The sequence below is a fragment of the Geodermatophilus sp. SYSU D00698 genome (assembly GCF_054050335.1).
The window spans coordinates 1-21,918 of sequence record NZ_JBJGZD010000007.1; the positions used below are offsets into that span (position 1 = coordinate 1).

Annotated in this window: 22 protein-coding genes and 1 pseudogene; 15 read left to right on the top strand and 8 right to left on the bottom strand. The window is 76.0% G+C overall.

Annotated elements, in window-relative coordinates:
* Nucleotides 1-191: 191 nt before the first annotated feature.
* The 3 genes from ACI8AB_RS08285 to ACI8AB_RS08295 all read left to right on the top strand — a co-directional run bounded on the left by ACI8AB_RS08285 (nucleotide 192) and on the right by ACI8AB_RS08295 (nucleotide 2,960).
* Nucleotides 192-1,334, top strand: a complete 1,143-nt coding sequence (locus ACI8AB_RS08285; RefSeq protein WP_456949719.1) for a thiolase family protein — start codon at nucleotides 192-194, stop codon at nucleotides 1,332-1,334.
* Between the two features lie 124 nt (nucleotides 1,335-1,458).
* On the top strand, nucleotides 1,459-2,268 hold the full coding sequence (locus ACI8AB_RS08290) for an acyl-CoA thioesterase (RefSeq protein ID WP_456949720.1): 810 nt from the start codon (nucleotides 1,459-1,461) through the stop codon (nucleotides 2,266-2,268).
* Between the two features lie 92 nt (nucleotides 2,269-2,360).
* Nucleotides 2,361-2,960 carry a YceI family protein gene (locus tag ACI8AB_RS08295; RefSeq protein WP_387993194.1) on the top strand — a complete coding sequence of 200 codons (600 nt, stop codon included), beginning with the start codon at nucleotides 2,361-2,363 and terminating at the stop codon, nucleotides 2,958-2,960.
* Nucleotides 2,961-3,213: 253 nt separating this feature from the next.
* Here the strand turns inward: ACI8AB_RS08295 and ACI8AB_RS08300 are convergent, their stop codons facing one another.
* From ACI8AB_RS08300 to ACI8AB_RS08310, 3 genes are read right to left on the bottom strand one after another with little or no spacing between them, the layout of a single operon-like run.
* The gene (locus ACI8AB_RS08300) at nucleotides 3,214-3,762 is read right to left on the bottom strand and encodes a dihydrofolate reductase family protein (protein ID WP_456949721.1); all 549 of its coding nucleotides are present in this window, start codon (nucleotides 3,760-3,762) and stop codon (nucleotides 3,214-3,216) included.
* Entirely contained in the window at nucleotides 3,759-4,682 is a 924-nt protein-coding gene (locus tag ACI8AB_RS08305; RefSeq protein WP_456949722.1) for a helix-turn-helix domain-containing protein, read from the bottom strand. Before ACI8AB_RS08305 ends, ACI8AB_RS08300 begins: the two co-directional genes overlap by 4 nt.
* Nucleotides 4,683-4,734: 52 nt before the next feature.
* Complete coding sequence (locus ACI8AB_RS08310) at nucleotides 4,735-5,346, bottom strand: TetR/AcrR family transcriptional regulator (RefSeq protein WP_456949723.1); 612 nt, start codon at nucleotides 5,344-5,346, stop codon at nucleotides 4,735-4,737.
* Nucleotides 5,347-5,405: 59 nt separating this feature from the next.
* On the opposite strand from ACI8AB_RS08310, the gene ACI8AB_RS08315 reads away from it, so the two are divergent.
* From ACI8AB_RS08315 to ACI8AB_RS08325, 3 genes are all read left to right on the top strand, one after another.
* Entirely contained in the window at nucleotides 5,406-5,813 is a 408-nt protein-coding gene (locus ACI8AB_RS08315; RefSeq protein WP_456949724.1) for a RidA family protein, read from the top strand.
* Between the two features lie 115 nt (nucleotides 5,814-5,928).
* The gene (locus tag ACI8AB_RS08320; protein ID WP_456949725.1) at nucleotides 5,929-7,485 is read left to right on the top strand and encodes an MFS transporter; all 1,557 of its coding nucleotides are present in this window, start codon (nucleotides 5,929-5,931) and stop codon (nucleotides 7,483-7,485) included.
* Between the two features lie 39 nt (nucleotides 7,486-7,524).
* A complete protein-coding gene (locus ACI8AB_RS08325) occupies nucleotides 7,525-8,550 on the top strand; it encodes an NAD(P)-dependent oxidoreductase (RefSeq protein ID WP_456949726.1) in 1,026 nt (341 codons plus the stop codon).
* On the opposite strand, the gene ACI8AB_RS08330 is transcribed toward ACI8AB_RS08325, so the two are convergent.
* The gene (locus ACI8AB_RS08330) at nucleotides 8,528-9,055 is read right to left on the bottom strand and encodes an endonuclease V (protein WP_456949727.1); all 528 of its coding nucleotides are present in this window, start codon (nucleotides 9,053-9,055) and stop codon (nucleotides 8,528-8,530) included. The genes ACI8AB_RS08325 and ACI8AB_RS08330 overlap by 23 nt on opposite strands.
* A 122-nt stretch (nucleotides 9,056-9,177) precedes the next feature.
* Nucleotides 9,178-10,626: a cation:dicarboxylate symporter family transporter gene (locus ACI8AB_RS08335; RefSeq protein ID WP_456949728.1), complete on the bottom strand. Its 1,449-nt coding sequence runs from the start codon at nucleotides 10,624-10,626 to the stop codon at nucleotides 9,178-9,180.
* A 107-nt stretch (nucleotides 10,627-10,733) separates the two neighbouring features.
* On the opposite strand from ACI8AB_RS08335, the pseudogene ACI8AB_RS08340 reads away from it, so the two are divergent.
* Nucleotides 10,734-11,066, top strand: a pseudogene (locus tag ACI8AB_RS08340) (pyridoxamine 5'-phosphate oxidase family protein); the annotation flags it as partial.
* Nucleotides 11,067-11,147: 81 nt separating this feature from the next.
* Here ACI8AB_RS08340 and ACI8AB_RS08345 read toward each other — a convergent pair.
* Nucleotides 11,148-11,987, bottom strand: coding sequence for a helix-turn-helix domain-containing protein (locus ACI8AB_RS08345; protein WP_456949729.1), 840 nt, complete (start codon nucleotides 11,985-11,987; stop codon nucleotides 11,148-11,150).
* Between the two features lie 37 nt (nucleotides 11,988-12,024).
* Here ACI8AB_RS08345 and ACI8AB_RS08350 point away from each other — a divergent pair, with 37 nt between their 5' ends.
* The 5 genes from ACI8AB_RS08350 to ACI8AB_RS08370 are packed head-to-tail and all read left to right on the top strand — an operon-like array spanning nucleotide 12,025 to nucleotide 15,113.
* On the top strand, nucleotides 12,025-12,585 hold the full coding sequence (locus ACI8AB_RS08350; protein ID WP_456949730.1) for a TIGR03086 family metal-binding protein: 561 nt from the start codon (nucleotides 12,025-12,027) through the stop codon (nucleotides 12,583-12,585).
* Nucleotides 12,586-12,614: 29 nt separating this feature from the next.
* Nucleotides 12,615-13,526, top strand: a complete 912-nt coding sequence (locus tag ACI8AB_RS08355; protein WP_456949731.1) for an alpha/beta fold hydrolase — start codon at nucleotides 12,615-12,617, stop codon at nucleotides 13,524-13,526.
* Complete coding sequence (locus ACI8AB_RS08360) at nucleotides 13,523-14,152, top strand: class I SAM-dependent methyltransferase (RefSeq protein WP_456949732.1); 630 nt, start codon at nucleotides 13,523-13,525, stop codon at nucleotides 14,150-14,152. The genes ACI8AB_RS08355 and ACI8AB_RS08360 overlap by 4 nt, the downstream gene beginning before the upstream one ends.
* Entirely contained in the window at nucleotides 14,149-14,736 is a 588-nt protein-coding gene (locus ACI8AB_RS08365; RefSeq protein WP_456949733.1) for a hypothetical protein, read from the top strand. The genes ACI8AB_RS08360 and ACI8AB_RS08365 overlap by 4 nt, the downstream gene beginning before the upstream one ends.
* Nucleotides 14,733-15,113, top strand: coding sequence for a DUF4267 domain-containing protein (locus ACI8AB_RS08370; RefSeq protein ID WP_456949734.1), 381 nt, complete (start codon nucleotides 14,733-14,735; stop codon nucleotides 15,111-15,113). Before ACI8AB_RS08365 ends, ACI8AB_RS08370 begins: the two co-directional genes overlap by 4 nt.
* An 18-nt stretch (nucleotides 15,114-15,131) precedes the next feature.
* On the opposite strand, the gene ACI8AB_RS08375 is transcribed toward ACI8AB_RS08370, so the two are convergent.
* Complete coding sequence (locus ACI8AB_RS08375) at nucleotides 15,132-15,752, bottom strand: NUDIX hydrolase (RefSeq protein WP_456949913.1); 621 nt, start codon at nucleotides 15,750-15,752, stop codon at nucleotides 15,132-15,134.
* Nucleotides 15,743-16,522 (bottom strand): sporulation protein, encoded by a 780-nt coding sequence (locus ACI8AB_RS08380; protein ID WP_456949735.1) that lies wholly within the window; start codon nucleotides 16,520-16,522, stop codon nucleotides 15,743-15,745. The genes ACI8AB_RS08375 and ACI8AB_RS08380 overlap by 10 nt, the downstream gene beginning before the upstream one ends.
* 188 nt (nucleotides 16,523-16,710) lie before the next feature.
* Between ACI8AB_RS08380 and icmF the strand changes: the two genes are divergently transcribed.
* From icmF to ACI8AB_RS08395, 3 genes are all read left to right on the top strand, one after another.
* On the top strand, nucleotides 16,711-19,947 hold the full coding sequence (gene icmF, locus ACI8AB_RS08385; RefSeq protein ID WP_456949736.1) for a fused isobutyryl-CoA mutase/GTPase IcmF: 3,237 nt from the start codon (nucleotides 16,711-16,713) through the stop codon (nucleotides 19,945-19,947).
* On the top strand, nucleotides 19,940-20,695 hold the full coding sequence (locus tag ACI8AB_RS08390; protein WP_456949737.1) for a helical backbone metal receptor: 756 nt from the start codon (nucleotides 19,940-19,942) through the stop codon (nucleotides 20,693-20,695). Before icmF ends, ACI8AB_RS08390 begins: the two co-directional genes overlap by 8 nt.
* Nucleotides 20,696-20,783: 88 nt before the next feature.
* Complete coding sequence (locus ACI8AB_RS08395; RefSeq protein ID WP_456949738.1) at nucleotides 20,784-21,908, top strand: NDMA-dependent alcohol dehydrogenase; 1,125 nt, start codon at nucleotides 20,784-20,786, stop codon at nucleotides 21,906-21,908.
* Nucleotides 21,909-21,918: the final 10 nt, after the last annotated feature.

Genomic DNA, 21,918 nt, shown 5'->3' on the forward strand with positions numbered 1-21,918 from the left:
GGGTGGGCGGCGGGGGGGGGGCGGGCCGCCCGCGCGGCGCGGGGCCGCCGGGGGCGCCCCCCCCCCCCCCCCCCCCCCCCCCCCCCCCCCCCCCCCCCCCCCCCCCCCCCCCCCCCCCGGCCCGGGCGGCGGAGGTCGCGCGGAGCGCGGGTTAGTGTGCCGGGCACCACACCCGGTCGGAGGGAGCAGACATGCGTGACGCGGTGATCGTCGAGGCGGTGCGCACGCCCGTGGGCAAGCGCAACGGCGGGCTGTCCGGGGTGCACCCGGTCGACCTGTCCGCGCACGTCCTCACCTCGCTGGCCGAGCGGGCCGGCGTCGACCCGGCCGAGATCGAGGACGTCATCTGGGGCTGCGTGTCCCAGGTCGGCGAGCAGACCTTCGACATCGCCCGGACGGCGGCGCTGGCCGCGGGCTGGCCGGAGACGGTCACCGGCGTGACCGTCGACCGGCAGTGCGGCTCCTCGCAGCAGTCGGTGCACTTCGCCGCCGCGGGCCTGGTGTCGGGTCAGTACGACGTCGTCGTGGCCGGCGGCGTCGAGTCGATGTCGCGGGTGCCGATGGGCAGCGCGCGGCAGGACGCCAACCCGTTCGGGACGAGGTTCTCCGAGCGCTACGGCGGCGCGAAGATCAACCAGGGCCTGGGTGCGGAGACGATCGCCGAGCGGTGGGGCCTGTCGCGCCAGCGCTGCGACGAGTTCTCCGTCGCCTCCCACGAGAAGGCCGCCGCCGCCCGCGCCGAGGGCCGCTTCGACGCCCAGATCGCCCCGGTGACCACCCCCGACGGCACCGTCGTCGGCCAGGACGAGGGCATCCGCGAGTCGACGGTGGAGAAGCTCGCCGGCCTGAAGACGGCGTTCAGGGAGGACGGCGTCATCACCGCCGGCAACTCCTCGCAGATCTCCGACGGCTCGGCCGCGCTGCTCATGACCACCAGCGAGAAGGCCGCCGAGCTGGGCCTGCGGCCGATCGCCCGGGTGCACACCGCGGTGCTGGCCGGCGCCGACCCGGTGGTCATGCTCACCGCGCCGATCCCGGCCACGCAGAAGGCGCTGGCGCGGTCGGGGCTGTCGATCGACGAGATCGGCGTGTTCGAGGTCAACGAGGCCTTCGCGCCGGTGCCGCTGGCGTGGCTGGCCGACCTCGGCGCCGACGAGAAGTCGCTCAACCCCAACGGCGGCGCCATCGCCCTGGGCCACCCGCTCGGCGGCTCGGGCGCGCGGATCATGACGACGCTGGTGCACCACATGCGCGACAACGGCATCCGCTACGGCCTGCAGACGATGTGCGAGGGCGGCGGCCAGGCCAACGCCACCGTCCTCGAGCTGCTGTAACCGCCCTCCGGATCGGCCCCCGTGCAGGGGCCCGCCCCGAGCGTGCGAGGGGTGGGGGGCACGGGGGTCCTTCCTCCGGGGCCGCCTCGCACGGCGGCTCCGGGCCCGGTTAGTTTCGCCGGTCGTGACCACGACCGCGGGAGAGCCGACCCTGCTCGACGTCCTGACGCTCGAGGAGATCGACCGGGACCTCTACCGCAGCACGCTGGTGTTCACCGACCCCTTCCCGCTCTACGGCGGGCAGGTCGCGGCGCAGGCGCTGCTCGCCGCCGGCCGCACGGTGGCGTCCGACCGGCTGCCGCACTCGCTGCACGGCTACTTCCTCCGCAGCGGCGACGCCGCCCGGCCGACCGTCTTCCGCGTCGACCGCGACCGCGACGGCGGGTCGTTCTCCGCGCGCCGGGTGGTCGCGGTGCAGGGCGGCGAGGTGGTGCTGTCGATGTCGGCGTCGTTCCAGGCGCCCACCGGCGGGCCCGACGTCCAGGTGGCCGCGGCGCCGGCGGCCGAGGACCCCGCGGAGTGCGAGCCGTTCGCGCTGCCCCGGCTGTTCACCATGGACGGCCGCCGGCCCTCCCAGCCGCACCCGGCCGCCTCCTGGCCGACCCGGTTCTGGTCGCGGTCCACCGTGGCGCTGCCCGACGACCCGCTGGTGCACGCCTGCGCGCTCACCTACCTGTCCGACATCGGCACCGGGCTGTCGGCGCTGCCCGAGGACGAGGCGGCGCCCGGCCCGACGCTGGACCACGCGGTGTGGTTCCACCGGACGGCCCGGCTCGACGACTGGGTGCTCGTGGACCTGGTCCCGCACACGGTGTCCGGCGGGCGCGGCTGGTACACCGGCTCGGTGACCACCCGCGACGGCGTCCTGGCCGCGAGCCTGACCCAGGAGACGCTGTTCCGGCCGGGCCGCAACCCGTTCCGCCCGGGTCGCTGAGGCCGTCCGCCGCCCGTTCCCGGAGCCCGGCGGTGGCACCGTCGGCGGGATCGGCGAGGATGGTGTGTCAGCGAGGGGGAAGGACGGGACACGTGGCGAAGCACCGGGCAGCAGAGAGCGACCCCACCGACTTCGACGCGGCGACGGCCGCGCTGGCCGACGTCACGGGCGACTACACCATCGACGTGGCGCACACCCGGATCGGCATCCGGGCACGGCACGCGATGGTGACGACCGTCCGCGGCGCGTTCACCGACTTCGCCGGCGAGGCGCACCTCGACGTGCAGAAGCCCGGGGCCAGCAGCGTGACGATCCGGATCAGGACCGCGAGCATCGACACCGGCCAGGCCGACCGGGACGCGCACCTGCGCTCGCCGGACTTCCTCGACGTCGAGCGGTTCCCGGAGATGGTGTTCACCTCCACCGACGTCGAGCAGACCGACGACGACACCTACCAGGTGACCGGCGACCTCACCATCCGCGACGTCACCCGCCCGGTGACCGTGGAGTTCGCGATGACCGGCTCGGCGAAGGACCCGTTCGGCAACACCCGGGTCGGCTTCGAGGGTGCGCTGGCGATCAAGCGCAGCGAGTGGGGCCTGACCTGGAACACCGCACTGGAGACGGGCGGGTGGCTCGTCAGCGACCGCATCCAGGTCGAGTTCGACGTCTCGGTGATCCGCGCCGCCTGACCCTCCTGTCGACCCGTCGGCAGGTCGCCACGTCGCCGGATCGGCACGGAGGCTTGTCGGCACGGAGGCTTGTCGGCACGGAGGCTTGTCGGCACGGAGGCTTGTCGGCACGGAGGCTTGTCGGCACGGAGGCTTGTCGGCACGGAGGCATGTCGCCGCGTCGAGGTGTCGACACGGGATCGCGGTCCTGGCCGGAGCGGCGTCCCCCGGCGGCCCGTTCCGCCCCCTCGGACGGGCCGCCCGGGTGCGGCGCTCAGCCGGGACGGACGACGTCGTACCGCACGACGACGAACTCGCCGTTCTGCGCGACCTCCCGGGTGACCAGCTCGACGTGCGCCGGCAGCAGCGGCATCCCGGCGCCCAGCGTGACCGGCGCGATCGAGACGACCACCTCGTCCAGCAGTCCCGCCCGGGCGAACTGCGCGGCCACCGGGCCGCCGCCGACGATCCACACGTCCAGGTCGCCGGCCGCCGCGGTCATCTCCGCGTGCAGCGCGCGCAGGTCGTCGGGGGTGTCCGCGCTGGTGAAGCGGACGTCCGCGCCCTCGTACGGCGTCAGCTGCCGGTGGGTGAGCACCCAGGCGGGCTGGTCGTAGCTCCAGGTGTCCGGGTCGCCGTGCTCGCGCACCCACTCGTACGTGGAGGCGCCCATGACCAGCGAGCCGACGGTCTTCTCGAACGCCTGGTAGCCCATCGCCCCCTCGGCGTCGGCCTCGCGGGTGAGCAGCCAGTCCAGCGAGTGGCCGGGGCCGGCGATGAAGCCGTCGAGGGTCGTGGCGGTGTAGTAGACGGTGCGGGTCATCGGTCCCTCCGGGAGAGCCACTCGATGGGGTCGCCGGCGTCGACCGCGACGCCGGCGTCGCGCAGCCAGTGCCGGGCGAGCAGCCGGCGGTGCGCGGAGAAGGTGAGGACGTGCGCGACGACGCTGCCGAGGACGAAGCTCTCCGGCGGCTCGCACAGCGCGTCGACCAGCCGGTCGCCCCAGGCGCCGCGGCGGGCGATCTCGCGGACGGCGGCCAGCCAGCGCGGCGCGACGGCGTCGTGCCGGTCGATCAGCGCGGCCGGGTCGTCGGCGCCGCGGACGGGGTGCTCCCCGCCCTCGACCGAGGCGACCCACACCTCGAGTGACCAGACGAGGGCGTCGAGGACGGCGGCGAGCGTCTCCTCGGCGCCGTCCCAGGCGAGGACCGTCAGGCCCGGCGCCCGCACCCGCCGGTACTCCTCCTCGGGCAGGCCCTTGGCCAGCTCCAGCAGGGCGCGGGTGTCCTCGACGCCGTGGTGCACCAGCAGCGCGGTCACCTCGTCGCCGCCGCGGCGCGCGGGCTCGTCGGCGACCCACAGCGACGCCGGCGGGTGGAAGTGGATGCCGTTGGGCGCGGGCAGCCAGTGCCCGTCCCGCGCGGCGCTGCCGGTGTCGGCCGAGCCCGGGCTGCGGCCGTAGGCCCGCGCGAACGCCCGGCTGAAGCCCTCGACCGACTCGTAGCCCGCGGCGAACGCGGTGTCGGTGACGCTCGCGCCCTGCCGCAGCTGCCAGGCCGCCCGCTCGAGCACCACCCGGCGGCGCAGCGCGACCGGTGACTCCCCGGCGCCGCCGGACACCTGCCGGCTGAAGTGGAACGGCGAGGCGTAGGCGTCGCCGGCCATGTCCGAGAGCGTGCGGTTGTCCTCGTCGAGCACGGCGTCGAGCAGTTCGCGGAGGCGGTCGCGGCCGGGCGGGGTCACGCGTCGAGTCTGGCGACCCGGGCGGCCGTGTGGCCCGACCGTTCTTGCGCTGTCAGCCGGCGGACCAGGCGCGCCGCACCGAGGCCCGGCAGCGGGCGGGGTCGTCGCCGGCGGCGGTGAGCAGGGCGACGGCGGTCTCGACGGCCTGCGGCTCCAGGACCCCGGCGGGCAGTACGCCCTGCACGACCAGCGACACCAGGCCGTGCCCGGCGGCCCAGTACCGCGTGGCCAGCGCGAGCGGGTCGGTGCCCGGGGCCAGCCGGCCGTCGTCGCGGGCGCGGGCGGCGGCGTCCACCAGGCGCTGGAAGGTCGCGTCGGCGGCCCGTGCGTCGGCGAGGTCGGCGCGGGCGTCGAACATCGCCCGGTACAGCTCCGGGGCGTCCAGCGCGTTCCCCGCGTAGGCGACGCCGAGCGCGGCGAGGTCGTGCACCGGGTCGGCGGTGCGGGCGACAGCGTCCAGCCGGGCCGCGAGCCGGGTGAAGCCCTCCTGCCGCACCGCCCTCCACAGCCCCGGCATGCCGCCGAAGTGCGTGTAGACGGCCATCGTCGAGGCGCCGGTGCCCTCGACCAGCGCGCGCAGGGTCACCGGCTCCCGGCCGGCGAGCATCCGCGCCGCCTGCTCGACCAGCAGCCGGCGGACGGCGGGGTCGGGACGTCTCGGCATCCCGGAACTGTCGCATAGCGCCTTTATGTTCTGGCCCTCACCACCCCCGAGGAGGAGCCGTGACCGTCCAGCTGATCGACCCGCCCGGCCTGCCCGTCCCCGGCGTCTACCGCCAGGTGGCGGTCGCCACCGGAAGCCGCACCGTGTACCTGGCCGGCCAGGTCGCCCGCACCGCCGAGGGGGAGCCCGTCGGCCCCGGCGACCTCGCCGCGCAGACCGAGCAGGCGTTCCTCAACGTGGCCACCGCGCTGGAGGCCGCCGGCGCCACCTTCGACGACGTCGCCAAGCTCGTCCTCTACGTCGTCGGCTGGTCGCCGGAGGCGCTGCCGGCGCTGGGCGAGGGCGTGGCCCGGGCGTCGGCCCGGCTCGGCCGCGACCTGACCCGGCCGGTCACCCTGCTCCCCGTGGCCGCGCTCGCCGAGCCGGACCTGCTGGTCGAGGTGGACGCCACCGCCGTCCTCGACTGACCGTGCCCCACCGGCACCCCCGGGTGTCGGTGGGGCACGACCGGGTAGGGCAGCACGGCGCGGCCGGCCGGACGGCGGCCGCGCCTCCCGCTGCACCACCGGAAGAGGCCTCCCCGTGCCGCCACGCGCATCCACCGACGCCCCGTCGCAGGCCGCCGCCGGGGAGGAGGGGTACCGCCCGGACCCGAAGCGGTGGACCGCGCTGTCGGTGACCCTCGTCGTCGGGTTCATGAGCCTGCTCGACGTCAGCATCGTGTCGGTGGCGCTGCCCTCGCTGCAGTCCGACCTCGGGGCGACGCCCGCGACCGTGCAGTGGGTGGTGTCGGGCTACGCGCTGACCTTCGGGCTGATGCTGGTCCCCGCCGGCCGGCTGGGCGACGCGTTCGGCCGCCGGCGGCTGTTCCTGCTCGGGCTGGCCGGGTTCGTGCTCTCCAGCGCCGCGGCCGGGGCGGCGCCGTCGGTGGGCTGGCTGGTCGCCGCCCGGCTGGTGCAGGGGCTGGCGGCCGGGTGCCTGGCGCCGCAGAACTCCGCGCTCATCCAGCAGCTGTTCCGCGGCGCCGAGCGCGGGCGGGCCTTCGGCCTGTTCGGCGCCACGGTCGGGATCTCGACCGCCGTCGGCCCGGTCGTCGGCGGCGCGATCCTCGGCCTGGCCGACGGGCCCGGCGGCTGGCGCTGGCTGTTCTACGTCAACGTGCCGATCGGCGTCGTCGCGTTCGCGCTCGCCCTGCGGCTGCTGCCCCGCGGCGGCGGCGGCGGGCGCGGGCGGATCGACGTCGTCGGGGTGCTGCTGCTCGGCGCCGGGGCGCTGGCCGTGCTGTTCCCGCTGGTGCAGGCCGAGTCCGGCGGGCTCGCGCGGCTGTGGTGGCTGTTCCTCGTCGGGGCGGCGCTGCTCGCGGTCTTCGTCGCGTGGGAGCGGCGGGTGGTGGCCCGCGACGGGCAGCCGGTGTTCGACCCCCGCCTGGTCACCCGGAACCGCGGCTACGGCATCGGCGCGGCGCTGGGCACCGTCTACTTCGTCGGGTTCAGCGGCATCTGGCTGGTGTTCGCGCTCTTCTTCCAGACCGGGCTGGACTACACGCCGCTGCAGTCGGGGCTCGCGGTGACGCCGTTCGCGCTCGGGTCGGCGTCGGCGGCGGTCGTGGCCGGGCGGCTGGTGGAGCGGCACGGCCGGAGGCTGACGGTGTTCGGGCTGTCGGGCGTCATGGTCGGCCTCGCGGCGGCCGCGGTGGTCCTGCTGCTGGTCCCGCCGTCGGCGGCCGGGTGGGCGATCGCGCCGGCACTGCTGGTCGGCGGCATCGGCGGCGGGTTCGTCATCTCGCCCAACATCACGATGACGCTGCGCGACGTGCCGGTGTCCATGGCCGGGTCGGCCGGCGGGGGTCTGCAGACCGCGCAGCGCTTCGGCGCGGCCGTCGGCACCGCGGCGCTGCCGGGCCTGTTCTACCTCGTGCTGTCGGCGTCCGGGGACTACCCGACGGCGGCCGCGGCCGGGCTGGCCGTGTCCGTTCTCGGCGCCGCCGCCGCGCTCGCGCTCGGCGTGGTCGACCTGCGGCGCAACCGCGGCCGCGACGACGACGGGGCCGGCCAGGCCGCGGACGACGGCGGCCCGGTGCCCGACGAGCGGCACGGTCCCGACGGCGTGCACAGCCACGGCCACGCCTGGCACGGGTAGGGCACGTCCACGCCCGGCGAGGAGGACCGCACGACGGACGTGGAGCGGGTGCCGATCCCGGTCACCGACGGCGACCGGGCGGAGGAGGTCCGCGTCGTGTGCACGCAGCGCGGGCGGGGGCGGGTCGAGGCGCGCTGCGTGCACACGGCGCCGGTGCTGCGGGGCCGGGCCGCCGGCCGCAGGATCGGCTGCATGGTGCGACCGACGGTGGCGGTGCTCGGCACCGGGACGATGGGCGCGGGGATGGTCACCTCGATGCGGCGGGCCGGGCTGCCCGTCCGCACCTGGAACCGGGACCCCGCCAAGGCGCAGGCGCTCACCGGCACCGGCGCGGAGGCGTTCGGCTCCCCGGCGGAGGCGGCCCACGGCGCCGACGTCGTCCTGACGATGCTGCTGGACGCCGACGCGGTGCTCGACGTCGTCCGGCGGGCCGCCCCCGCCGCCGGGACCACGTGGCTGCAGTGCTCCACGGTCGGTGTCGAGGGCGCCGACCGCACCGTCGAGGCGGCCCGGGAACTCGACCTCGTGCTCGTCGACTGCCCGGTGCTCGGCACGAAGGAGCCGGCCGCGAAGGGCGCGCTGACCCTGCTGGCCAGCGGCCCGGAGGAGGCGCGCGAGCGGCTGGCGCCGGTGTTCGACGCGCTGGGCTCGAAGACGGTGTGGCTGGGGGAGGCGGGCGCGGGCAGCCGGCTCAAGCTGGCGTGCAACTCGTGGCTGTTCATGCTCACCGCCGGCACCGCGCAGGCGGTCGCGCTGGCCCGCGCCCTCGGCCAGGACCCGCAGCGGTTCCTCGACGCCATCGAAGGCGGGCCGGTCGACTCCGCCTACGCCCACGTCAAGGGCGCGCTGATGATGGCCGGCGACTACCCGCCGAGCTTCGGCCTGACCGGCGCGGCCAAGGACGCCCGGCTCATCCGCGCGGCGCTGCGGGCCGGCGGGGTCTCCGACCGGCTCACCGCCGCGGTGCTCGAGACGATGGAGGCCGCCGCCGGCCGGCTCCGCGACCCGGGCGCGGTGGACATGGCCGCGGTCGTCGAGGGCCTCACCCCGGCCGACCGCGGCTGAGCCGGGCCACCCGGCGGGCCGCGCGCAGCGGCCCGGGCGTGCGGACGCCGGCCGTCGTCGCCAGGACGACGGCGGCCGCGGTCGCCGGGCCGGTGCGCCAGCCGGCCGAGGCCACCACCGGGCGCGCGCCGGGCACCACGCGCACCGCCCGCGCCACCTCCTCGCCGCCGAGCAGCAGGGGAGCGGTGTCCCCGCGCGCCGGCCCGGGTGGGTCGCCGAGGGCGGCCAGCGGCCGGTCGGTGACGCCGACGCTCGGCAGGTCCAGCACGGCGCCGAGGTGCAGCGCGAGCCCGGCCCGCCGCGGGTGGTCCCGTCCGGCCGCCGCGACCAGCAGGACGTCCGGCCGGGCGGGCAGCGCGGCCACCGCGGCGGCCAGCAGCGGCCCCTCGCGCAGCGCCAGCAGCGCCGGTGCGTAGGGGCCCGCCGCCGGTCCCCGCACGACGGCGGCCGCGTTCCCCAGCACCGCGGCCGCGACCAGCCCTCCGGCGTCCTCGACCGCGGCCACCGCGCCGGCGAGCGGCCGCGCGGCCGGCCCGGCGGGCGGGGACCACGGCGGCGGGCGCAGTGCGGCCAGCCGGTCCTGCTCGGCGGCCAGCGCCGCGGCGTCGCCCGGCCAGGCCGCCGCGGCTACCGCTTCGAGCTCTCGGCCAGCCGGCGCAGCCCGGCGTCGGCGTCCCGGTCGCCGGGGCCGGCGCTGGTGGCGTCGTCGGGCAGCTCGGACCCGCCGTGGTCGTCGAGCATGCGGGCCTCGTCGAAGGGCGAGGCACCCGACAGCGCCGCCTCGAGCCGCTCGCGGTCCAGCTGCCGGGTCCAGGTGGCCACCAGCACGGTGGCGACCGCGTTGCCGGCGAAGTTGGTCAGCGCGCGGGCCTCGGACATGAACCGGTCGATGCCGACGATCAGCCCCACGCCGTCGAGCAGCTCGGGCCGGTGCGCCGACAGGCCGCCGGCGAGGGTGGCCAGCCCGGCCCCGGTGACCCCGGCGGCGCCCTTCGACGCGATGATCATGAACAGCAGCAGGCCGATCTGCTCGCCGATCGACAGCGGGTCGCCGAGCGCCTCGGCGATGAACAGCGAGGCCATCGTCAGGTAGATGGCGGTGCCGTCGAGGTTGAACGAGTAGCCGGTCGGCACGACGATGCCGGCCACCGGCTGGCTGACCCCGGCGTGCTCCATCTTCGCGATCAGCCGCGGCAGCGCCGTCTCCGACGACGACGTCGACAGGATGAGCAGGAACTCCCGGCCCAGGTACCTCAGCAGCCGGAACACGTTGAGCCCCGCCACCAGCCGCAGGAGCAGCCCGAGGACGACGAAGACGAACACCGCGCAGGTGGCGTAGAAGCCCAGCATGATCACGGCGAGGCTCTTGAGCGCGTCGACGCCGGTCTCGCCGACCACCGCCGCGATCGCGCCGAACGCGCCGACCGGGGCCAGCCACATGACCATCGCCAGGATCCGGAAGACCAGCTTCTGCAGGTGCCCGATGCCGCGCAGCAGCGGCTCCCCGGACGCGCCCATCGCCTGGATGGCGAACCCGACGAGCAGCGCGACCAGCAGCGCCTGCAGCACCGACCCGTCGGTGAGCGAGGAGAGCAGCGTCGTCGGGATCAGGCCGAGCAGGAAGTCGACGGTGCCGCCGCTCTCCTCGGCGGTCTCGGCGAGCTCCGAGCCGCGGCCGCGCAGCTCCTCGGACAGCGCGAGCCCGTCGCCGGGGTGCAGCAGGTTGCCGACGACGAGCCCGATCGCCAGCGCGACCGTGGACATCAGCAGGAAGTAGCCCAGCGCCAGGCCGCCGATCCGGCCCACCGCGGCGGCCTTCCGGATCGCGCCGATGCCCAGCACGATCGTGCAGAAGATGACCGGCGCGATGAGCATCTTGATCAGCCCGACGAACGCCGTCCCCAGCCACTCCAGCGAGGTGGCGAAGCCGGGGAGGACCAGCCCGACGACGATCCCGAGGACCACCGCCGCGATCACCGCGATGTAGAGCCAGTGCGTGCGGTCGCGTCGCTGTCGAGGGGTCGGGCGGTCGCCGTCGGCCGGGGCGGCACCCGGGTCCTTCGACAGGGAGGCCATGGCAGCTCCTGGGCTGGGGAGTGGGCGGTCGACCCACGGTGGGCTGCCGGGTCGGGGCCCGCAACACGGACGGCGTGCACCGGAACCGGAGGGGGTGGGCACCCGCGGTGGCAGACACCCAGGACGGCCCCTCGCTCCACCCGGTCACCCGTGAGCCCGCGGAGGGCCCCAACTACGCGGCGATCAGCACGCTGCTGCCGAGCGGGCGCCTCCAGACGCAGTACACCTGGGTCGGCACCGACGGGGAGCGGCTGTTCGTCAACACCGAGACCGGACGGCGCAAGTTCGAGAACCTGCAGCGCGACGCCCGGGTGACGCTGGCCATCCGCGACGAGTCGGACCCCTACCGCTTCGCCGAGGTGCGCGGGCGGGTGGTCGGGACGACGACCGGTCCGGAGGCGCGGGCGCACATCGACGAGCTCTCGCAGGAGTACGACGGCCGGCCCCGCCCGCCGGAGAACATCACGACCGAGCGGGTCACCGTCTGGATCGAGCCGGAGCGGCAGGTCGTCTCCGGCTGGTCAGGTCGCGTACCGCGCGGCGAACTCGCCCGGCGTCATCCCGGTGACCCGGGCGAAGTCGCGGGTCAGGTGCGGCTGGTCGGCGTAGCCCAGGTCGGCGGCGACCCCGGCGAGCGTCGCCGTCCGGTCGCGCAGCCGGCCGGCGGCCTCCTGCAGCCGCCGCCGCTGCACCAGCCACTTGGGCGTCAGCCCCAGCCGGCGGGACACCAGCCGTTGCAGCGCCCGCTCGGACAGCCCCGTCTCGGCACACAGCTGGTCGACGCGGGTGAGGTCCGGCCGCGACTCGACCAGAGCCACCAGCCGGTCGACCAGCGCGCCCTCCTCGTCGACCGGCAGGAACCGGCGCAGCGCGTCGTCGTAGGCGGCCCGCGCCTCCGCGTGCGCCGCGGGGGAGTGCGGGTCGGCCGCCATCGCCGCGCGCACCCGCGCGGCCAGCCGGGCGCCGTCGTCGCCGAGGACCCCGCCGACGTCGACGTGCCGGTCGGTGTACGCCGCCACCGGCCCGCCGGCCACCAGCGCGCCGGCGGCCGGGGTGAGCATGACGCCGACCGCCCAGCCGTCACCGGTGAGCGTCGTCGTCGACAGCCCCGACACGACGCCGTAGAAGCGGGCGTAGCCGGGCGCGACGACGACCAGGCAGACCGGGTACTGCAGCACCCGCTGCACCGCCTCCTCGCCGGGCGGCACCGACCACACCGGGATCCAGAACCGCTGCACCAGCGCGGCCAGGGGGCCGGTGACCTCGTAGCGGTACATGACGTGCGAGGCGTCGCGCGGGTCGCGCAGGTGCGCCCGCTCGACGGCGTCGCGAGGGTGGACGGCGGCGCTGTCGGGTTCCATCAAGACGCAGGCTGCCGCACGCGGCCAGGCTCGGGCCATGGACACGACGACCACCACCCCGATCGCCGCCGACTACGCCGCCGTCCTCGAGCCGCTGCTCGCCGTCGCCGTCGCCGTGCCCGCCGCCGGGTGGGACGCCGCCTCGCCGTGCGAGGACTGGACCGCCCGCGACCTGGTGGCGCACCTCGTCGACACCCAGCGCGAGTTCCTCACCGGCCGAGGGGTCGACCTCGGTCCCGCGCCCGACGTCGCCGCCGACCCCGCCGCGGCGCTGCGCGAGCACGCCGCCCGGGTGCTCGCCGTCGTGGCCGACCCGGCCGTCGCCGACGCCGGCTACGACGGCTTCTTCGGCCCGACGACGGTGGGGGAGACCCTGGCGCAGTTCTACGTGTGGGACATGGTCGTCCACCGCTGGGACCTCGCCCGGGCCAGCGGCCAGGACGCGACGCTGACCGCCGCCGAGCTCGACCGGGTCCAGTCCGGCGCCCGCAGCTGGGGCGACGCCCTCTACACGGACGGCATCTGCCGGCGGGTGGACGCACCGGAGGGCGCCGACCGGCAGGCGCGGGTCCTGGCGCTGCTCGGCCGCCGCGCCTGACCCGCCCGCCGGCCGGGTAGCCCCCGGGCATGCACCCCGGGAGCACCGACCTCGCCGACGGGCCCCGCGAGGGCCGGCTGCAGCTGCGCGACGGCCGCACGATGGCCTACGCCGAGTGGGGCGACCCCGACGGCCGGCCGGTGCTCGGCTGCCACGGCTCGCCCAGCTCCCGTCTCGAGCGGCACGTCGAGGACCCCGCCGCCTACCGCCGGTGGGGCGTGCGGTTCGTCGTCCCCGACCGGCCCGGCTTCGGCGCCTCCGACCCGCAGCCGGGCCGGCGGGTGACCGACTGGCCGGGCGACGTCGTCCAGCTGCTCGACGCCCTCGGCATCGACCGGTTCGCCGCCCTCTCGCTGTCCGGCGGCGCCGCGTACGCGCTGGCCTGCGCGCACGCCCTGCCCGACCGGGTGGACGCCGTCGGGATCCTCGGCGGCGCCCCGCCGCCGGACGTCCCGTGGCCGTGGCCGGGCTGGCTGCCGACGTCGGTCCGCGCGGCCGCGCACCGCCCGTCCCCGGCGACGGCGGCGCTGCTGCGGCCGGTGTTCGCGCCGCTGACCGTCCGCCCGCAGCTGCTGCCCCGCTACCTGCAGCTGCGGCTCAACCCGGCCGACCGGCGGGTGATCGGCCGGCCGGCGGTGCGGCGGGTGCTGGCGCGCACGTTCACCGAGGGGCTGCGCCAGGGCGCCGGGGTGCTGGCCGAGGACCGGGCGCTGCTGTTCCGGCCCTGGGGCTTCCCGATGGGGGAGGTCCGCCAGCACGTCCACCTCTGGCACGGCACCCAGGACTGGCAGGTGCCGGTCGCGCTCGGCCGGGTGCTGGCCGGGATGCTGCCGTCGGTCACCGCGCACTGGCACGCCGGCGAGGGGCACTTCCTCGTCTTCGACCACGCCCGTGACGTCTACGGTGCGCTCGCCCGCGAAGTGGGTAGCCGCCCGGCATGACCGCCCCGCACGGGAGCCGCACCGTGCCTCCCACCTACGTCGACGCCAACCGCCTGTGGGTCGACTCCCGCCTCCGCTACGAGATCGGCCTGCGGGTCGAGGGGCGCATCCTGCGCCGCCTGGGCGCCCGCGGCGAGCGCGTCGTCGAGATCGGCACCGGCCGCCGCGGCCTGGGCGCGCGGGTCGCCGTCGAGCGGCTCGGCGCCACGCAGGTGACCGCGTTCGACCTCCACCCGGCCACCGTCGGGCGCGCCCGGATCGCCTGCGCCGACCTCGCCGACCGGGTCACCTTCCGCGTCGGGGACGCCACCGCGCTGCCGGTCGACGACGCGAGCACCGACCTCGTCGTCGACTTCCACGCCCTGCACCACATCGCCGACTGGCGGGCCGCCGTCGCGGAGGTCGCGCGGGTGCTGCGCCCGGGCGGCCAGCTGGCGCTGACCGAGATGACCGCGCGCTTCGTCGACGCGCCGTGGCTGCGCGCGGTCTCCCGCCACCCGGCCGACCGGTTCTCTCCCGAGCAGCTGCTGGCGGAGCTCCGCGCGCACGGGCTGGAGGTGCCGCCGGGGCGGCTGCGGCGGGCGGCCGGCGACCGCTGGGTCCAGGCCGTCGCGACGAGGGCATGACGACACCGGGCATGACGACGGCGGGCGTGAGCGCGGCCGCGGTCGTCCGGGAGGCCCTGGCGCTGCTGCGCCGGCACGCCGGGCGGGTCTACGCCCTCTCGCTCGCCGTCACGCTGGTCAACACCGTCCCCGACGTGCTGCGCCAGCTGCTCGTGTACCGGGACCCGAGCGTCGGGCACGCGCTGCTGGTCGACGTCGTCGGCTTCACCACCGGCCTGCTCGCCCAGCTGTGGCTGACCGGCGCGCTCACCGGCCTACCCGGTGACGACCGGCTGCGGCCCGGCGGCGCGCTCGGGCGGGGGACGGCGACCGCGCTGCGGGCGGTGCGCACCTCGCCGGCCGCGGTGCTCGCCGGGGTGGTGCTCGGCGGCGCGGTGTCGGCGCTGCTGACCGTGCCCGCGTCGGTGGCCGCGCTCGGCCTCGAGCGCGTGGTCGGCCCGCTGGACGCCCCGCCGGCGGCGGCGTTCACCGTGGCGACGGTCAGCGACGTGGTGGCCAGCTGGGCGACGCTGCCGTTCCTCGCCGTCGTGCTCGTGCTCACCGCCGGTTCGAGCAGGTCCTCCGCGGGCAAAGGCCGCTCGTGAGCAGCCACGACTGGGACGTCACCCGCAGGGCCGTCGGGTCGCTGTCGGTGTGGATCGGGACGGTGGCGCTCTTCGCGCCCCGGTGGATCGCCCGGACGCTCGGGGTGCGGACCGACGCCGCGCAGGGCGACGTCGCGCTGCCGCTGCTGGTGCGCCTGGGCGCGGCCCGCAACATCGCGATGGGCGCCGCGCTGCTGGTCACCCCGGCGCCGCAGGCGCGGCGCACCACCGAGGTGACGCTGCTGCTCACCGCGCTGGACGCCGCCGCGGTGTGGACCTCCCGCGCCGAGGGCGACGTGGCGAGGCGCAGCGCCGTCCTGTCGGGGGTCGTGCTGGGGCTCGCCTCCTACGGCGCCGCCCGCTGGCACCGCCGCTGACGCCGGGCCCGTGCACGGCTAGCGCCAGGCGAAGACCGGCTGCTCGAGGTGCGCGACGCGGGTGTGCAGCCCGCGGCACACCACCTGGCAGAACTGGTACACGACCGCGGCGGTCGGGGCGTGCACCCAGCCGCCGAGCAGCGGCAGCCGGATGACCGGCGCGTCGGACTCGGGGATCGACAGCAGCACCGGCTCGACGTCGAGGTCGGCCAGCGGCACCTGGTACGCCGCGGCCACCTCGGCCTCGGCCGGGCGCAGCTCCCCGGCGTCGCCGGCCCACACGACCACCGGCGTCATGACGTAGCCCGAGCGGGTCACGTAGTCGTCGAGCAGTCCGAGCACGGCGTCCTCCCCGCGGACCAGCCCGACCTCCTCCTCCAGCTCGCGCAGCGCGGCCCGCACCGGGGTCTCACCCGGGTCCAGCCGGCCGCCGGGCAGCGCCCACTGGCCGGCGTGCGCCCGCAGCCCGGCCGCGCGGCGGGTGACCAGCAGGGCGGGGACGTCGCCGGTGCAGGTGACGCAGACGGCGACGGCGGCCTGGCGCAGGTCGGGGCGGCCGGCCGCGCGCCGCGGGAGGTCCCGCAGGCGCGCGGCCGCCCCGTCCCGTGTCAGGGCCCGGTCCGGGGTGCTCAGAGCCAGCCGCGCCGGGCGCCGAGCTGCCGGACGGCGGCGTCGAGCTGCGCGGCCACCGCGGAGACGTCGGTGTCGGAGTGGCCGAACCGCAGCCGGCCGCCGACGTCGCGGCCCTCGGTGAGCAGCCCGCCGCGCCGGTCCACCTCGAGCACGACCTCGACGCCGTGCGGGCCGGCGAGGAAGGTCACCTCGAGCTCGTTGACGCGCCCGCGCAGCGACGACGGCGGCGCGAACTCGACCTCCTGGTAGAAGGGCAGGTCGCTGCCGGCCAGCCGGCCCTTCTCGACGTCGGCGCCGCGGAAGCGGAAGCCGAGGCCATCGAGCGCCCGGACGACGGTGCGCTGGATCGGCAGCGGCTCGACCGTCACCGCGTCGAGGTCGCCGGGGTCGACGGCGCCGGGGATGTCGACCTTGGTGCGCAGGCCGATCCTCACGCCGCGCAGCGTCCAGCCGTCGAGCGTCGTGAAGGGGCACTGCCAGGGCACCGGGAAGCTGAACGGGATCGCCGCCTTCCCGCCCGCCTCGATCCGGCCGGCGCCGGCGATCGGCGCGGTGCCGAAGGTGACGTTCTCCTTCCACTCGTTGTCGCCGCTCTCGACCTCGACGGTGGCCTGCAGGGACACCCGGATCTCGTTGATCTCCTGGGCGACCTGCCCGCCGGTGAGGTGCACCGTGCCGGTCACGGTGCCGCCGGGGGTGGTCACCGGGCGGTCGAGGACGGCGTCGACGCTCGCGTTGCCGGCGCCGAGCTTCGCCATCAGGTTGCGGAAGGCCATGGGGGTGCTGCTCCGTTCGGTTCGGGGACGGCGGGCACCCTGACACGACGGCCGGGACCTGACGAGGGGTTCCCGCGCGTGCCGGTCAGCCTCCCACCGGGGCACCGCCGCCGGGCCGGTCCGCGACGCCCCGTGCGGACACGCCGAGATGGTTGGACGTCCTACTAAATCGGGCCTACCGTGCAGCCATGGCGTCCGCGGAGCTGCACGTGCCCGTCCACCCCGTCCGCTTCGTCACCGCGGCCAGCCTCTTCGACGGGCACGACGCGGCGATCAACGTGATGCGGCGGCTGCTGCAGAGCCAGGGCGCGGAGGTGGTGCACCTCGGCCACGACCGCGGCGTCGACGAGGTGGTGCGCGCCGCCGTCGAGGAGGACGTGCAGGGCGTCGCGATCTCCAGCTACCAGGGCGGGCACGTCGAGTACTTCAGCTACCTCAAGGAGCGGCTGGCCGCCGCCGGGGCGGGACACGTGCAGGTGTTCGGCGGCGGCGGGGGCGTGATCGTGCCGCACGAGATCGCGCTGCTCGCCGAGCGCGGGGTGCGGGTGTTCAGCCCCGAGGACGGCGCCCGCCTGGGCCTGCCCGGGATGGTCAACGAGCTGGTCCGCGCCTGCGACGTCGACCTCACCGCCGAGGGCCCCGACGTCGACGCGCTGCTGACCGGCGACCCGCGGGCGCTGGCGCGGGCGATCAGCGTGCTGGAGGCCGGCGCCGACGAGGCGCTCGCCGCCCGCGTGCGCGAGGCCGCCGCGGCCCGCACCGTGCCGGTGCTGGGCATCACCGGCACCGGTGGGTCGGGCAAGTCCTCGCTCACCGACGAGCTGCTGCGCCGGCTGCGCCGCGACCAGGAGGACAAGCTGCGGGTCGCCGTCGTCGCGGTCGACCCGACCCGCCGCCGCGGCGGCGGCGCGCTGCTCGGCGACCGGATCCGGATGAACGCCCTGGAGTCCGGCGACGGGTCGCACACCTTCTTCCGCTCGATGGCCACCCGCGCCGCCGGTGCGCAGCTGCCCGAGCACCTCGACGACGTCCTCGCGGCGGTGAAGGCCGCCGGGTTCGACCTGGTGATCGTGGAGACGCCGGGCATCGGGCAGGGCGACGCGGCGATCGTGCCGTTCAGCGACGTCTCGCTCTACGTCATGACGCCGGAGTTCGGCGCCGCGTCGCAGCTCGAGAAGATCGACATGCTCGACCTCGCCGACGTCGTCGCGATCAACAAGTTCGAGCGCCGCGGCGCCGAGGACGCCCGCCGCGACGTCGCCCGGCAGATGGTGCGCAACCGCGAGGCGTTCGGCGTCCCGTGGGAGCAGATGCCGGTGTTCGGCACCAGCGCCGCCCGCTTCGACGACGACGGCGTCACCGCGCTCTACCAGCACCTGCTCGGCCTGCTGGTGGAGAAGGGCCTGCCCGCGGGCGCCGGCGTGCTGCCGCGGGTCGACGTGCGCGCCTCGACGGGGCTGGCCAGCGTGGTGCCGTCGTCGCGGTCGCGGTACCTGGCCGAGGTGGCCGAGGCGGTGCGGGCGCACCACCGGGTGACCGAGGAGCAGGCCGCGGTCGTCCGGCGGCGCGAGCACCTGACCACCGCGGCCGAGGTGCTGGGCGGCACCGCGGCGCAGGCCGCGCGCGAGGCCGCGGAGGCCGCCGACCGGGAGCTGCTGCCCGAGGTGCGCACGCTGCTGGAGGAGTGGCCGGCGCGGGTGGAGCAGTACTCCGGCGACGAGTTCGTCTACACGGTGCGCGGCAGGGAGGTCCGCACGCCGCTGGCCCGGGAGACGCTGTCCGGGACGAGGGTGCCGCGGGTGGCGCTGCCCCGGACCTCCGACGCCGCCGGCCTGCTGCGCTTCCTGCGGCGGGAGAACCTGCCCGGCTCCTTCCCGTACACGGCCGGCGTCTTCCCGTTCAAGCGCTCCGGGGAGGCCCCGGCGCGGATGTTCGCCGGCGAGGGCGACGCGTTCCGCACCAACCGGCGGTTCCGGGTGCTGTCGGCCGGCAACGAGGCCACCCGGCTGTCCACGGCGTTCGACTCGGTGACCCTCTACGGCCGCGACCCGCAGCCGCGGCCCGACGTCTACGGCAAGGTCGGCACCTCCGGCGTCTCGATCGCCACGCTCGACGACATGCGCGTGCTCTACGACGGGTTCGACCTGTGCGCGCCCACGACGTCGGTGTCGATGACGATCAACGGTCCCGCGCCGGCGATCCTCGCGATGTTCATGAACACCGCGATCGAGCAGCGGCTGGACCGGTTCCGCGAGGAGGAGGGCCGCGAGCCCGACGCCGCCGAGACCGAGGAGATCCGCGCCTGGGTGCTGGCGAACGTCCGCGGCACGGTGCAGGCCGACATCCTCAAGGAGGACCAGGGCCAGAACACCTGCATCTTCTCGACCGAGTTCGCGCTGCGCTGCATGGCCGACATCCAGGAGTGGTTCATCCGGCACCGGGTGCGCAACTTCTACTCGGTCTCGATCTCCGGCTACCACATCGCCGAGGCCGGGGCGAACCCCATCAGCCAGCTCGCCTTCACCCTCGCCAACGGCTTCACCTACGTCGAGGCCTACCTCGCCCGCGGCATGGCGATCGACGACTTCGCGCCCAACCTGAGCTTCTTCTTCTCCAACGGGATGGACGCCGAGTACACGGTGATCGGCCGGGTGGCGCGGCGGATCTGGGCGGTCGCGATGCGGGACCGCTACGGCGCCGGCGCGCGGTCCCAGCAGCTCAAGTACCACGTGCAGACGTCGGGCCGGTCGCTGCACGCGCAGGAGATGGACTTCAACGACATCCGCACGACCCTGCAGGCGCTGTGCGCGATCTACGACAACGCCAACTCGCTGCACACCAACGCCTACGACGAGGCGGTCACGACGCCGTCGGAGCACTCGGTCCGCCGGGCGCTGGCCATCCAGATGATCATCGACAGGGAGTGGGGACTGGCCGGCAACGAGAACCCGCTGCAGGGGTCGGCGATCGTCGAGGAGCTCACCGACCTCGTCGAGGAGGCGGTGCTGGCCGAGTTCGACCGGATCGCCGAGCGCGGCGGCGTGCTGGGCGCGATGGAGACCGGCTACCAGCGCGGCAGGATCCAGGACGAGTCGATGCTCTACGAGCACCGCAAGCACGACGGCTCGCTGCCGATCGTCGGCGTCAACACCTTCCTCGACCCGCACCGGGACGAGGCCCCGCCGGAGGAGCTGGAGCTGGCCCGGGCCACCGAGGCGGAGAAGCGGTCGCAGCTGGACCGGCTGGCCGACTTCCACGCCCGGCACGCCGAGGAGGCGCCGGCCGCGCTCGCCCGGCTGCAGGAGGCGGCGACGTCGGGCGGCAACGTCTTCGACGCGCTGATGGACGCCGTCCGGGTGTGCTCGCTCGGCCAGATCTCCGACGCGTTCTTCGAGGTGGGCGGACAGTACCGGCGCAGTGTCTGAGGACGACCTCGGTGCGCCGGTCCCGCTGGCGGGGCCGGCGCGCCGGGTCGTGTCGCTGGTGCCCTCGCTGACCGAGGCGCTGGCGGTCACCGTCCCCGACCGGCTGGTGGGCGCCACCGACTGGTGCACCCACCCGGCCGGCCTCGACGTCGCGCGGGTGCGGGGCACGAAGAACCCCGACCGGGCCGCGATCGCGGCGCTGGCGCCCGACCTCGTCGTCTGCAACCGGGAGGAGAACCGGCGCCTGGACGTCGACCGGCTGCGGGCGGCGGGCATCGCGGTGTGGGTGACCGTGATCGAGTCGGTGGACGAGGCGCTGACCTCGATGCGGCGGCTGTTCGCCGAGGCGCTGGAGGTCCCCGAGCCGCCGTGGCTGACGGACGCCGCGCGCGCGTGGGCGGATCCGGCGCCGGAGCCGCCGCTGCGCTGCGCCGTCCCGGTCTGGCGGGACCCGTGGATGGTGGTCGGCCCGCGCACCTTCACCGGCGACGTGCTGGCCCGCCTCGGCCTGGTCAACGTCTTCGGGGAGGAGGAGGACCGCTACCCGCACGTGTCGGTCGACGACGTCCTCGCCGCGCGGCCCGACGTCGTCCTGCTGCCCGACGAGCCGTACCCGTTCACCGCCGGCGACGGCCCCGAGGCGTTCCCGCAGGTCCGGTCGGTGCTGGTGTCCGGGCGGGCGCTGACGTGGTACGGCCCGTCGCTGGCCGGCGCCCGCGCCGGCCTGCGGACCGCGATCCGGCGCTGACGGACTCCCGCTCCCGGGCGTCCTCCGATACGGTCCGGTACCTCGGTGTGACCCCCGTCACCTGCCCGGATGCCCGCAAGGAGCCGTCGTGAAGACCCGTAGTGCCGTCCTCCACACCCAGCCCGGCCGGTACGAGGTCACCGAGGTCGACCTCGACGAGCCGCGCGAGGGCGAGTTGCTCGTGCGGATGGCCGCCGTCGGGCTGTGCCACACCGACGACCACGACGTCCCGCCCGGGAGCGCCCCACCCCTGCGGCTGCCCCTCGCCGGTGGCCACGAGGGCGCCGGCGTCGTCGTGGGTGTCGGCCCCCACACCCCGGGGTGGGCCGAGGGGGACCACGTGGTGCTCAGCTTCGTCGCGGTCTGCGGACGGTGCCGGATGTGCTCGACCGGCCGGCAGAACCTCTGCGACCTCGGCGCCCGGCTGTTCAGCGGCGCCCGGATCGAGGACCCCACCAGCTTCCGGATGTCCTACCAGGGCAAGCCGGTGGGTCAGGCCTACGGCCTCGCCGCGCTGAGCGAGCACACCGTCGTCGACGCCCGGTCGGCGGTGAAGATCGACCCCGACGTGCCGCTGGACAAGGCCGCGCTCGTCGGCTGCGGCGTCCCCACCGGATGGGGGTCGGTCACCAACCTGTCCGACGCCCGGGACGGCGACGTGGTCATCGTCATGGGCGTCGGCGGGATCGGGATCAACAGCGTGCAGGCCGCCCGGGCCATCGGCGCCCGGGCGGTCATCGCCGTCGACCCGGTCGAGTTCAAGCGCGAGACCGCCAAGCAGCTCGGCGCGACGCACACGGCCGAGACCATGGCCGAGGCCACCGAGCTCGCCCGGTCCATGACGAACGGCCAGGGCGCCGACGCGACCGTCGTGGCGGTCGGTGTCGTCACCGGCGACCACATCGCCGAGGCGGTGGCCTCCATCCGCAAGGCCGGCACGGTCGTCCTCACCGGCACCGGGAGCATGCGCCAGGCGGGCGGCATCCCGATCAACCACACGATGTTCACGGTGTTCCAGAAGCGGCTGCAGGGCGCGCTCTTCGGCGGCTGCAACCCCCGGTGGGACATCCCCGGCCTGCTGGCCCAGTACGTGGCCGGGACGCTCAAGCTCGACGAGCTCGTCACGCGGACCTACTCGCTGGAGCAGGTCGCCGAGGGGTTCGACGACATGAAGGCCGGCAAGAACATCCGCGGACTCGTGCTCTTCGACTGAGCGGCCGGCC